At 58.2% G+C, this 12,560-nt stretch carries 12 protein-coding genes; 7 read left to right on the top strand and 5 right to left on the bottom strand.

The features are described from left to right. Window positions 1-75: 75 nt before the first annotated feature. From OKX01_RS00430 to dinB, 3 genes are all read right to left on the bottom strand, one after another. Window positions 76-1,056, bottom strand: a complete 981-nt coding sequence (locus OKX01_RS00430) for a FecR domain-containing protein (protein WP_249460734.1) — start codon at window positions 1,054-1,056, stop codon at window positions 76-78. Then, a complete protein-coding gene (locus OKX01_RS00425) occupies window positions 1,053-1,604 on the bottom strand; it encodes a sigma-70 family RNA polymerase sigma factor (RefSeq protein ID WP_319802193.1) in 552 nt (183 codons plus the stop codon). Before OKX01_RS00425 ends, OKX01_RS00430 begins: the two co-directional genes overlap by 4 nt. 74 nt (window positions 1,605-1,678) lie before the next feature. Then, a complete protein-coding gene (dinB, locus tag OKX01_RS00420) occupies window positions 1,679-2,884 on the bottom strand; it encodes a DNA polymerase IV (protein WP_264672271.1) in 1,206 nt (401 codons plus the stop codon). A 177-nt stretch (window positions 2,885-3,061) separates the two neighbouring features. Here dinB and OKX01_RS00415 point away from each other — a divergent pair, with 177 nt between their 5' ends. The 5 genes from OKX01_RS00415 to OKX01_RS00395 all read left to right on the top strand — a co-directional run bounded on the left by OKX01_RS00415 (window position 3,062) and on the right by OKX01_RS00395 (window position 8,670). Next, complete coding sequence (locus OKX01_RS00415) at window positions 3,062-4,633, top strand: ABC transporter substrate-binding protein (protein ID WP_264672270.1); 1,572 nt, start codon at window positions 3,062-3,064, stop codon at window positions 4,631-4,633. A 155-nt stretch (window positions 4,634-4,788) separates the two neighbouring features. After that, complete coding sequence (locus OKX01_RS00410) at window positions 4,789-5,775, top strand: ABC transporter permease (RefSeq protein ID WP_009461210.1); 987 nt, start codon at window positions 4,789-4,791, stop codon at window positions 5,773-5,775. Between the two features lies 1 nt (window position 5,776). After that, window positions 5,777-6,691 carry an ABC transporter permease gene (locus OKX01_RS00405; RefSeq protein WP_094195191.1) on the top strand — a complete coding sequence of 305 codons (915 nt, stop codon included), beginning with the start codon at window positions 5,777-5,779 and terminating at the stop codon, window positions 6,689-6,691. Between the two features lie 3 nt (window positions 6,692-6,694). Continuing rightward, window positions 6,695-7,669, top strand: coding sequence for an ABC transporter ATP-binding protein (locus OKX01_RS00400; protein WP_264672269.1), 975 nt, complete (start codon window positions 6,695-6,697; stop codon window positions 7,667-7,669). After that, the gene (locus tag OKX01_RS00395; RefSeq protein WP_042484890.1) at window positions 7,666-8,670 is read left to right on the top strand and encodes an ABC transporter ATP-binding protein; all 1,005 of its coding nucleotides are present in this window, start codon (window positions 7,666-7,668) and stop codon (window positions 8,668-8,670) included. The genes OKX01_RS00400 and OKX01_RS00395 overlap by 4 nt, the downstream gene beginning before the upstream one ends. Before the next feature lie 168 nt (window positions 8,671-8,838). Here the strand turns inward: OKX01_RS00395 and panD are convergent, their stop codons facing one another. Further along, entirely contained in the window at window positions 8,839-9,399 is a 561-nt protein-coding gene (gene panD, locus OKX01_RS00390) for an aspartate 1-decarboxylase (protein WP_094195190.1), read from the bottom strand. Between the two features lie 262 nt (window positions 9,400-9,661). On the opposite strand from panD, the gene OKX01_RS00385 reads away from it, so the two are divergent. Next, complete coding sequence (locus OKX01_RS00385; protein ID WP_094195188.1) at window positions 9,662-10,441, top strand: ABC transporter ATP-binding protein; 780 nt, start codon at window positions 9,662-9,664, stop codon at window positions 10,439-10,441. Window positions 10,442-10,782: 341 nt separating this feature from the next. On the opposite strand, the gene OKX01_RS00380 is transcribed toward OKX01_RS00385, so the two are convergent. Then, window positions 10,783-11,400 (bottom strand): flavin reductase family protein, encoded by a 618-nt coding sequence (locus tag OKX01_RS00380; protein WP_094195187.1) that lies wholly within the window; start codon window positions 11,398-11,400, stop codon window positions 10,783-10,785. Between the two features lie 161 nt (window positions 11,401-11,561). Here OKX01_RS00380 and OKX01_RS00375 point away from each other — a divergent pair, with 161 nt between their 5' ends. Next, a complete protein-coding gene (locus OKX01_RS00375; protein WP_094195186.1) occupies window positions 11,562-12,539 on the top strand; it encodes an AraC family transcriptional regulator in 978 nt (325 codons plus the stop codon). Window positions 12,540-12,560: the final 21 nt, after the last annotated feature.

Here is a 12,560-nt window from a genome sequence, read left to right as displayed (position 1 = left end):
TTCTCTCTTCAGGAATAAGCAGCCCAGAACAAAAACCGGGCCTTTGCATATATCCCGAACGAGAATCAAAAAGTGCTACGCCGACGCCGATACCGTGACCCAATACGGCGTCATCATCCGTACCTGCACGGGCAGAGCCTGCGACACCGATTGCAAAATCGCGTCCGTATCCTGCAAGGGGTAGACGCCCGAAATCATCAGCCCAGCCACCGCCGGATCACAGCGCAAGACTCCAGCCCGATAGCGGGCGACTTCTGCCAGAAAATCACCCAAGCGCCAGCGCTCTGCAACCAGCAAACCACGCTGCCAGGCGCTGGCCTGCTCATTGGCTGGTTCTGGGGTATAGCTTTGCTGCTTGCTGAACAGGACCTGCTGTCCGGCCTGCAAGCGTGTGCGCTGACCGGCATGGCGGGGGCGCAGTTCTACCGCCCCCTCATAAACCTGGACCGAGACACGCGCCTTAGAAGGCCAATGTCGCACCAGGAAACGGGTACCCAGCGCCTGAACTTCCCCTTCGGGGGTCTGCACCACAAAAGGCCGATGCCGGATTTGCGGGTCGGATGCCGTACTGATCAAAACCTCGCCACCCAGCAAGACGACACTGCGTTGCGTTTCGCTGTATTGCACGTTCAAGGAACTGGCCGTATTCAGGGCCAGCGCGGTGCCATCGGGCAAAGTCAGCTCTTTACGCTGGCCTGATGCAGTGCGGTAGTCTGCATTCCAGGCCGCCCATTGGGGTGTGCGACTCACGCCATAACTGCCCAGCCCGCCACACACCAACAACAGGAAGCTACGCAAAATGGCACGACGACGCTGTACAGCCTGGGCGGACAAACCAGCCTGCAAGACCTGCGACGCCACCTCCTGCGGCGCAAGCTGCATTTGCTGACCAAACTGCTGGATACGGGCCCAGGCCTGCTCATGCAAGGGGTCGGCCGCCAGCCAGATCTGAAAGTCCTGCTGCTCGTGCTCTTGCACTTCACCAGACCAAAAGACGACTTGCCATTCCAGGGCCTGGGCATCAACAGGACTCATGGCGGGACGGGGTGTGCTCACGGCAGGGCGCTCGCGTCCAGATCAGCCATCACAGCAAAACAGGCTTGAGTGGCCTGCAGCATGTATTTGCGTACTGTCGCCACAGCAATGCCCTGACGCTGAGCAATGGCCGAGTAAGTCAGGCCCTCGTAGCGCGACAATAAAAATACTTGCTGGACGCGACCGGGCAGCCCGTCCAAAGCAGCGCAAATACGCAGCAGCACTTCCAGGGTCAGGGCACGTTCTTCAGGAGAGATCGCCGTCGGTTCCGGCATATGCGCCAAGGCATCCAGATACGCCTGCTCAATTTGCTGACGGCGGTAGCGATCAATGACCAGCCCCTTGGCGATCTGCATCAGGTGAGGGCGGGCCTGCTCCGGACCGGGGATGCGGCCCGAGCTCATGACACGCACATAAGCGTCATGCACCAGATCGGCCGCATGGTGAGAACAGCCCAAACGTCGCCGTAACCAATCGTGCAGCCAGCCACGGTGCTGGCAATACAACACATGTATATGTTGCTGCATCTGAGCGACGGTCATCACTTCGGTGGTGGGGCGCTCGTTCACGGGCGACTATCCTGAAACTCAAATAAGAATGAGTCTCATTATATGGATGTGCGGCTGGTCTGCCTAGTTTTGAATCAGAACAAGCCGTCCAGGTCCAACTGGCGAGGCTGCTCCTGTGGCATTTCACTGATCGGCAGCAAGGCGCTAGCTTTCACCCCCAGCAAGCGCAAACGTCTGTCCAACACGGCACGTTTCAGATTCTGGCGGGCAGCGGCCAAGATGGCATCCGCCGACAGCACCGGGGCAGACAGGGACAAGTCACGCGTCACTGTTTTAAAGTCCTCGAACTTCAGCTTGATGCCGATGGTTTGGGCACACATGGCGGATTTGCGTAAATCCTGCTCCAGCTTTTCGCACAGGGACTCCAGTACGGCAGACAGACGGGACCGATCCATGCGCACGTGCAGATCACGCTCGAAGGTGGTTTCACGACTGATCGACTTGGGCGTGCGATCAGTGGACAAGGGGCGCTCGTCCTGGCCTTGAGCTACGGCCATCAGCCATTGCGCGTAGCGCAAGCCAAACTGTTCCTGCAATTTTTCTGCCGGCGTGGCGGCCAGTTCACCAATCTGCCGTATGCCCATTTCCGTCAGCTTCACGACCGACTTGGGACCAATACCATTGATCTTGCCCACGGCCAGCGGCCAGATGCGGGTAGGCACATCGTCCATGGTCAGCACGCAGGCCCCATTGGGCTTGTTCAGCTCCGAAGCAATTTTGGAGAGCAGCTTGTTGGGCGTAATGCCTACCGAACAGGTCAGGCCCGTGGCCTGGTTCACCGCCTGGCGGATCTGCTCGGCCAATTCGTGGCTGTCTTCGGTTTTATGACTCAGGTCTACATAGATCTCGTCGATACCCCGATCCTCGATATGCTCCGAAACCGTCGCCACAGCCTGTTTAAACAAGCGCGAATAATGGCGGTAGGCTTGAAAATCGGCAGGTAGCAAGATGGCATCAGGGGCTAGTTGGGCCGCCTTCATTAAACCCATGGCCGAGAACACACCCAACTGGCGGGCTTCATAAGTCGACGTCGTAGCGACCCCGCGCCCAACATAATCCGCCAGACGGGCATGTTGCCAACTGCCATCGGGCAATTGACGCGGCGTATCCGCACTGCGCCCGCCAATCACCACGGGGCTGCCACGCAAATGCGGGTAGCGCAGCAGCTCTACCGAGGCGTAAAACGCATCCATATCCACATGAGCGATACGCCGCTCCAGGGGTTTTTCTTCTTGTGCCGCCACCTTGATCAGCCCGTTAACTGTATATATGTACACCATTATAGCGATAAGTCTGCTCCGCGCTGATCCGGCCTGAATAAGCGTAGAGATGATATAAATCACTAATACTCATTAAGCTGACGGCAGGCTGAAACTACATATTGAATCGGCAACAAGCGCCCGGTTACTATGCAGCCTCTCTATCAGCGACACCAACCATCCCATCAGGAGGTTTTCATGAACAAAACAGTATTGGCTGCTGCGCTGGCAGCTCTGGTCGCCCTGCCCCTGGTAGGCCACAGCAAGACGCTTACTTGGTCCAGCCAGGGCGACTTCATGACCTTGGACCCCCACGCCCAGAACGAAAACCTCACGATCACAGGCAGCATGTATATCTATGAGGCGCTGGTGGACTACGACAAGGATTTCCAGATTGTGCCTAGCCTGGCAACGGCCTGGGAACAACGTGAGCCCACCGTCTGGCGCTTTACGCTGCGCGAAGGGGTGAAATTCCACGATGGCGCTCCTTTTACCGCCGATGACGTGGTGTTCTCCATTGAGCGCGCCATGGCGCCAACGTCCAACTTCAAGGCCTACGTGAACGGCATCGTCAAGGCAGAAAAAGTTGACGACAAGACCGTGGACATTATTACTGCCGCTCCCAACCCGGTTCTGCTGCGCCAATTGACCAGCGTGTTCATCATGAACAAGGCCTGGTCGGAAAAGAACAATGTGACCCAGCCCCAGGACTTCAACAAAAACGAAGAAACCTTCTCGGCTCGCAACACCAACGGTACTGGCCCCTACAAGCTGAAATCGCGTGAAGTGGATGTGCGCACCGTCTTTGTAGAAAACGAAGAATGGTGGAACAAGGGCAACAAGGTGGGTAATGTCACCGAAGTGATCTACGTGCCCATCAAACAGAACGCCACCCGTACCGCCGCCCTGCTGTCTGGCGAAGTGGATCTGGTTCTGGACCCACCGGCACAAGATTTGCAGCGTCTGCGTCAGCAAACCAAGATTGTGGAAGGCAATGAATACCGCACCATCTACCTGGGTCTGGACCAGAAGAACCCCGAACTGAAGTACAGCAGCATCAAGGGCAAGAACCCCTTTGCTGATCAGCGTGTGCGCGAAGCCCTGTACGTAGCCATCGACATCGAAGCCATCAAGAAAGCCGTGATGCGCGGTTCCTCCGCCCCCACCGGCACCATGGTGGCCCCTCAGGTTCACGGCTACACCAAAGAGCTGGCCCAGCGCCTGCCTTACAGCCAGGATCGCGCCAAGAAACTGCTGAAAGAAGCCGGTTACGACAATTCCCTGACCTTCACCCTGGATTGCCCGAACGACCGCTACATCAACGATGAAGCCATCTGCCAGGCCATTGTGGGTATGTGGGCCAAGGTCGGCGTCAAGGCCAACCTGAACGCCATGCCACGTGCCACCTACTTCCCCAAAGTACAAAGCTTTGACTCCAGCGCCTACATGTTTGGCTGGGGCGTGCCCACCTTTGACGCGCTGTACACCCTGCAAAGCCTGATGCACAGCAAGGGCGAGGGCGCTGACGGCTCCTTTAACTTTGGTGGCTACGAAAACGCCGAAGTGGACGCCCTGATCGACCAGATCAAGACTGAAACCGACACCGCCAAGCGCGATGCCGCCATCCATAAGGTTTTGGAAATCCATGCCAAGGAAGTGGGTCATATCCCTTTGCATGACCAGATCATTCCTTGGGCCATGGCCAAGAAGGTCAACGTGATTCATCGTGCGGACAACCGCCTGCTGGCTCAGTGGACCACCATCGACTAAGTTTTTTCCCCACCCCAGCCCCGCCTCCGTGCGGGGCTGGTTCCCATTACGCTGTAGTCATCCGTTTCTACACCAGCCCCCTTGCCGGGCCCTTTCTACACATTAAGGACGACACTGGTCGCGAGTGATCCTCGCGCTCTACCAGGAGACCGCCTATGCTGGTATTTATTATTCGCCGTCTGATCCAGGCTGTTCTGGTGATGCTGACGGTCAGCCTTCTGGCTTTTGTGCTGTTTCGCTACATTGGTGACCCGGTCACCATCATGCTGGGGCAGGACGCCACCGAACAAGATCGCGTGGAGCTGCGCGCCAGCCTGGGGCTGGACCAACCCGCCCCCGTGCAATTCGGACGCTTTGTGTCCCAGGCTGTACAAGGTGAATTTGGCCTGTCCCTGCGGCAAGCCCAGCCTGTCTCCACGCTCCTGAAAGACCGCCTGCCTGCCACCGTCGAGCTATCCGTGGTGGCCGCCATACTGGCCTTGCTGATCGGCCTGCCGCTGGGCGTGTACACCGCCTTGAAGCGCAATGGTTTCATGGCACAGAGCATTCTGGCCTTTTCCCTGCTGGGCATATCCCTGCCCACCTTCCTGATTGGTATCTTGCTGATTCTGATCTTCTCCGTGCAACTGGGCTGGCTGCCCAGTTATGGCCGGGGGGAAGTCCTGAAGTTTGGCTGGTGGAGCACCGGCCTGCTTAGCTGGGACGGCATCAAGCATTTGATCCTGCCTGCCATCACGCTCTGTTTGTTCCAGCTCACGCTGATCCTGCGTCTGGTGCGCTCCGAGATGCTGGAAGTGCTGCGCGCCGACTACATCAAATTTGCGCGTGCCCGTGGCTTGTCACAACGCGCCATCCACTTTGGCCACGCCCTGAAAAACACCATGGTGCCGGTTATCACCATCACGGGTCTGCAACTGGGCGGCATCATCGCCTTTGCCATCGTGACGGAAACCGTTTTCCAATGGCCGGGCATGGGTCTGCTGTTTATCCAGGCCGTGCAATTTGCCGACATCCCTGTGATGGCGGCCTACCTCTGTCTGATTGCCCTGGTATTTGTTGTGATCAACCTGCTGGTAGACCTGCTGTACTTCCTGGTCGATCCACGTCTGCGCACCCAATTGTCGGGCGCCAAGGGGCACTAATATGTTCGCTAAATTGAAAACCGCCTGGGATAGCGATCTGGTCTGGTCCTGGCGTCATTCCCCCGTGGCCATCGCGGCCACCATCATGGCCTTGCTGCTGTTTATCGGTGCATTGGGTGCCCGCTGGGTGGCCCCCTACGACCCGTTCGATCTGACCTCTATCGACCTGATGGATGCCTTGCTGGCACCGGCCTGGTCGGAGAACGGCTCGCCCCAATACTGGTTGGGAACAGACAGCCAAGGTCGTGACCTGTATTCAGCCCTGTTATACGGGACGCGCACCTCCTTGCTGATCGGTCTGGCCTCGGTGACTCTGTCCATGGTGGTCGGCATTGTGTTGGGCCTGCTGGCCGGTTACTCCGGTGGCCGTGTGGATGCCTTCATCATGCGGGTGGCCGATGTGCAGTTGTCCTTTCCAGCCATTCTGATTGCCTTGCTGATCGACGGTGTGGCCCGTGCGGTGTTCCCCTTGAGCATGCACGATGTGGTCGCCTTTCCGGTACTGATCGGGGCCATTGCACTGGCCGGTTGGCCGCAATATGCCCGTACCGTGCGCGGCTCCACGCTAGTGGAAAAAAACCGTGAATATGTGCAGGCGGCCCGCGTTATTGGCGTGTCCTCGCCACGCATCATGTTCAGCCATGTACTGCCCAATGTGATGGGCCCCGTGCTGGTGCTGGCCACCGTGCATCTGGCCACTGCCATCATTACCGAAGCCACACTGTCCTTTCTGGGTGTCGGCGTGCCGGCCACCTCGCCCTCCCTGGGCACCCTGATCCGGGTCGGTAACGACTTCCTGTTCTCGGGCGAATGGTGGATCACGATTTTCCCTGGCCTGATGCTGGTGCTGCTGGTGCTGTCGGTCAACCTCCTGGGCGACTGGTTGCGTGACGCCCTGAACCCCAAATTGAGCTAAGCCATGACTGCACTCTTAACTGTCCAAGACCTGTGTGTCGAATTTCCGACCCGGCGTGGGGTGCTCCAAGCCCTGGATCATGTGTCCTTTTCCATCGCCCCCGGTGAAGTGCTGGGTGTGGTGGGCGAATCGGGCGCCGGCAAGTCCCTGACGGGTTCCTCCATTATTGGTTTGCTCGATGCCCCTGGTCGCATCAGCGGCGGCCAGATCCTGCTGGAAGGCGAGCGCATCGACAATCTGAACCAGGACCAGATGCGCAAGATTCGTGGCCGCAAGATTGGCGCGATCTTCCAGGACCCGCAGACCTCGCTGAACCCGCTCTACACCGTGGGCCATCAACTGGCTGAAACCATCGTCACGCACCTGCCCCTGTCCTGGAAACAGGCACGGGAACGCGCCATCGAGTTGCTGGAAGCCACCGGCATTCCGGCAGCGCGCGAGCGTATCGACCACTATCCGCATCAGTTCTCTGGCGGCATGCGCCAACGGGTCGTGATTGCGCTGGCACTGGCGGCCGAGCCCAAGCTGATCGTGGCGGACGAACCCACCACTGCGCTGGACGTCTCCATTCAGGCGCAGATCATCGACCTGCTGAAAAAACTCTGTCGCTCGCAAGGCACTTCGGTCATGTTGATTACCCACGATATGGGGGTGATTGCCGAGACTGCCGACCGCGTGGCCGTGATGTACGCCGGTCGCATTATCGAAATTGGCCCTGTTCAGGATGTGATCCAGAAACCCAGCCACCCCTATACCCGTGGCTTGATGCGTTCCATCCCCAATCTGCACGCCGGACTGGAACGTCTGGAACAAATCCCCGGCAGCATGCCGCGCCTGAATGCCATCCCGCCGGGCTGTGCCTTCAATCCGCGTTGTGACCGCCGTTTTGATCGTTGCCTGGTCGAACGCCCCGAGCTGTTGCCTGTTCCCCCACAAACACAGGCGGCCTGTTGGCTGCATGCACAGGAGTCCGCATGAGCGCCCCTAAACAAGCCCTGGTCCAGGTCAAGGACGCTGCCTGTTGGTTTGATGTGTCCCCGCCCTTGCTGGAGCGTCTGGTCTACCGCAAACCCAAAGTCAACCTGCGCGCGGTCGATGGCGTCAGTTTCACCTTGAACAAGGGTGAAACGCTGGCACTGGTGGGTGAGTCCGGCTGTGGCAAATCCACCGTGGCCCGTCTGCTGACCGGCCTGTATTCGCTGACACGTGGCGAGATTCTGTTTGATGGCCAGTCCCTGCAAACCATGGACAAGGCCAGCCAGAAGGCCATGCGCAAACGCCGTCAGATGATTTTCCAGGACCCCTATGCCAGCCTGAATCCGCGCTGGCGCGTGGGCCGCATCATTGCCGAACCACTGGTCACGCACACCGACATGAGCAGCGCCCAGCAAGAGGCCAAAGTAGCCGAGCTGCTGACGCAAGTAGGGTTGAACCCCAGCGACGCTCAGCGTTACCCGCACCAGTTCTCCGGCGGCCAGCGCCAGCGTATTTCCATTGCCCGTGCGCTGGCCCTGCAGCCTGAATTTATCGTCTGTGACGAGCCGACCTCGGCGCTGGACGTGTCGGTGCAGGCACAGGTACTGAACCTGATGAAGGATTTACAGCGCGAGCTGGGGCTGACCTACCTGTTCATCTCGCACAACCTGGCTGTGGTACACCACGTGGCCGATCGGGTTGGAGTCATGTATTTGGGCCGGATTGTGGAAATTGCGCCACGCGATGACCTGTTCGCGCAGCCTCGCCACCCCTACACGCGCATGTTGCTGGGAGCCATTCCCGACATGAGCGGGGCGGGCAAAAGTCGCATTCCGGTAGCAGGGGAAGTGCCCAACCCGCTGAACCCGCCATCAGGCTGTACCTTCCATCCACGCTGCCCGCTGGCCAATGATCGCTGCCGCCGCGAAGCCCCGGCTTTGCTGCAAACCGGGCAGCACGAAGTGGCTTGCCATGCTGTAGAAGAAGGGCGCGATCAGGCCTGATGTAAAAAACGCTGCATCTACTGCCTTTGGCAGTGGCTGCAGCGTTTTTTTGACCGCTGATTATTCTTGAGCAACACACCTTTCCTGGTCGGAAAGCAGGGCTGGAAAATACCCAGGGTGATGATGTTCTAATGAGCAGCCGGACCATTGCGGCCCGGCGCAAAAATATCAGTTTTGAGTCGCAGGCGCGAAATCGGCCAGATGGCAAGACAGGATGTCCGCAATGGCACGATCATCCAGACCACGAGAGCGCAAGTCAGCAGACAGGGCGTCCACATCCACACGGGCCAGAGGACGCTCGGCACCACGAGGGCGGTCGTCACGCACCACGCGAAAGTCGTAATCGCGCTGGGCGGTCTTGGCCACTTCGTAGTGCATGACTTCGTCCACTTCGTTTTCTGGCGTGAAGGTCAGCACGGTAGGGCGCAGGGAATACAGGTCTTCGGAGTTCATCACGTATTCGGTTGCGCAGATGATGACGGTATCGCCTTTTTGACAGGTACGAGCCGCCGCGCCATTCAGGACTACACAGCGCGAACCGGGTTCACCGAAGATCACGTAGGTAGAAATACGGGCACCGCTGTCCTTATTCCAGATTTCCACAAACTCCATGGGTAAAATGCCCGCTTGTTCGCAGATTTCCGGATCCAGGGTGATCGACCCGTGATAGTTCAAGTCGGCACCGGTCACCTTGATACCATGCAGCTTGGCACGAACCACTTTTTTCATGACAACACTCTCTAGAAACAGGTCCCCTAAAAACGGACACCTAAACTTGGCTAAAACGCGGCTTGCGCTACGCCCTTAGCCCGATCAGGGCTGCGGGAAAGACTGCATCATAAACCCAGAAATGCGCCCAAATCCGTTTAGACCCACAGATTTGTACGGGAAAACCACAAGCCCAATGATTTGCCTGGCGGCCAGTCTGTGCTGTAATCCCCTCTGCCGCGTCGCACCGGTCTTTTTTATTTTCAATACGATACCGCTTTCCATGCCCAACCTGCTCATCGAGAATATTCACAAACGCTATGGCACCCTGGAGGTCCTCAAGGGAGTCTCTCTAAGCGCGGAGCCGGGCGATGTCATCAGCCTGATCGGTTCCAGTGGCTCGGGCAAAAGTACGTTCCTGCGTTGCATCAACTTTCTGGAAGCGCCCAACTCGGGCCGTATCGTCATCAAGGGCGAGGAGCTGAAAACCCGTCTGGACCCTAAAACGGGCGAACTGGTTGCAGTCGATAAACAACAGCTCAAGCGCCTGCGTACCAGCCTGGCCATGGTGTTCCAGCACTTCAACCTGTGGTCCCACATGACAGTGCTGGAGAACATTACCGCCACGCCTATTCATGTGCAGGGAATGGACAAGGCTCAGGCCATTGCCAAAGCCGAACTGTATCTGGACAAGGTAGGCCTGTCGCGCGATCTGGCCAAGCAATACCCCGCCTTCTTGTCCGGTGGCCAGCAACAGCGTGTGGCCATTGCCCGTGCGCTGGCACTGGAGCCCGAAGTCATGCTGTTTGACGAGCCGACCTCGGCACTGGACCCGGAACGGGTGGGCGAAGTCTTGCGCGTTATGCAGAATTTGGCCGAAGAAGGGCGCACGATGGTGGTCGTTACCCACGAAATGAGCTTTGCCCGCAACGTCTCCAGCAAGGTGGTGTACCTGCACGAAGGCCAGATCGAAGAAGAAGGCCCACCGGAAGAAGTGCTGGTATCGCCACGCAGCCCTCGTTTGGCGCAATTCCTGGCGGCAGGTGGTTCGTCAAAGGGCTAAGATGCCCGCCTACGGCACGCAGAGCAGTTTGACGGGGCTGTGACTGGCTATTCTGCCCCTTGGGTCGGTTGGATCGTCCAGTCACCGAGCAATCGCGAAGCGGTAGGTTCGCTGAGCCTGCCAGACTGCGACACGACGGAAACATCGAAAAGCCGGATCGCCGGGCCGCCAGAACGACAGAACGCCAGACGGCCGAATGTACATCAACAGGCAAAACCGCCCAGCAACTGCGGCCACACTCTGAGCAGACATAAAGCAAACGGCGCCTTTTGGCGCCGTTATGCATTGGCAGTCACTCCAATGAAGCCGCCAACCAGCGGCTTCTGACTACAGCCCTGCTATCAGGACTTGGGACGCGGCATATCGAACAAGGTCAGGTCGGTAATTTCAAAGTAATCGCCAGGACCACCGCCACGCAGAATCGGACGTGGGATCGCGGTGCGGTAAATGCCATCCACGATACAGTTGGGCGAGACATGCACACCCACCACTTCGCCCAGCACCATCCAGGTGTTCAGGTCCTTGCCTTCCGAATCCTTCAATTGAAAGTGCGTCGTCACCTTGCACTCCAGCGAGGCATGGCTCTCGCCCACGCGGGGGGCATCAATCAGTCGAGAGTCCGCAGGCGTCAGGCCCGCAACTTCAAACTCGCGCACATCCTGTTCCAGACTGGTCATGTTCATGGGCTCGGCCAGATCACGCGACGCCAGGTTCCAGGTAAAGACGCCGGTTTCAATGGCGTTGCGCACGCTGTCTTTGTAGCCCACGCTGGAAAATGCGATGACAGGCGGGCGGTAGTTGAACACATTGCAGAAACTGTAGGGGGCCAGATTCAGCACGCCGTCCTTGCTTTTGGTGCCGATCCAACCGATAACACGGGGACCCACAATAGAACTGATCGGGTCGTGGCGCAGTCCATGGCCTTGAGTGGGTTCATAAAAGTGAAAGTCTTTCTGCACGGTTCTCTCTGTTAATAAACACAACAAACTAAACAGGACTGCGGGAAATCCCGGTGGCCCACTGATATACTTTACAACTAAAATAAAGCTGCTGCAAACCGTTGAAACTCAAGGTTTTACGTCTCCTTCCTGCCTTTCAGAACCATCTAGGCACATGAAACATGGAAAATAAGCCCGATCACTGGGCACGTGTAGCGTCTGCTGACCTGGAACACGTGCGCAAATCTGTCAGCGACATGTTCAAATCGCACCAGCTCAAGCAGCTACGTGCCGATCAGACCCTGCAAACCCGACTGCGCCATGCCCAGTTTGGTCAGGTCGCCTTGAGCCGCCTGGGCTATGGCGCCGACGTACACATACAGCCTGATCACCTGGCCGGGTTTTACCTGGTTCAGATGCCCCAATACGGCACCGCCAAAATCCGCTGCGGTGGCCAAACCGTGGACTCCAGCCCCTACGCCGCCACGATCCTGAACCCCAACGAGGACGTGGATATGGTCTGGCACGCCAATAATGAGCAATTAATGCTCAAGATAGACCGCAATCTGGTGGAACAGGCTGCCCGTGGTCTGGGTCTGGATGTCGGCCCGCAAGGCCTGCTGTTTCCGGTACGCCTGCAGGCTCACACCCAACCTTCCTGGCAGATCATGCTGCGCTACGTGCTGGACTGTGCCCGCAACTACGAGTACATCCGACGCTCCCCGCTGATAATCAACCAGCTGGAGCAATTGGCGGTGACGACCCTGCTGGATCTGCACCCACCGGCTCAAATTCAGGCGCTGAACCCCACCCGCATCTTGCCGCGCCATCTTAAGAAAGTCGCCAGTCATCTGCATGAACAGGCCCATTTGCCCGTCACGGTGGACGAGCTCAGCACCATCGCTGGCGTCAGCTCGCGTACCTTGCAACAAGCCTTCAAGGAACACTATGGCGTCAGCCCCATGCAATATCTGCGCCAAGTGCGGCTGGACCGTCTACGCCACGAACTGATCCACTCCAACGAGCCTCATCTGACGCTGGCTGATCTGGCCATGCGCTGGGGCTTTGCACACCAAGGCCGATTCAGCGCCGAGTACCGCAGCCGCTTTGGCGAAACGCCTAGCGAGACCCTGCAACGAGTGCGCGGCGGTCAGCACTAAGCGGACCGCCTCATTCGTCCT

Origin of the sequence: Alcaligenes sp. SMD-FA, from assembly GCF_025960365.1 — a bacterium.
In the GTDB taxonomy this organism is placed as follows: domain Bacteria; phylum Pseudomonadota; class Gammaproteobacteria; order Burkholderiales; family Burkholderiaceae_B; genus Alcaligenes; species Alcaligenes aquatilis.
The sequence above is the reverse complement of the archived record's forward strand: the minus strand, read 5'-3'. Positions and strand labels throughout refer to the sequence as shown.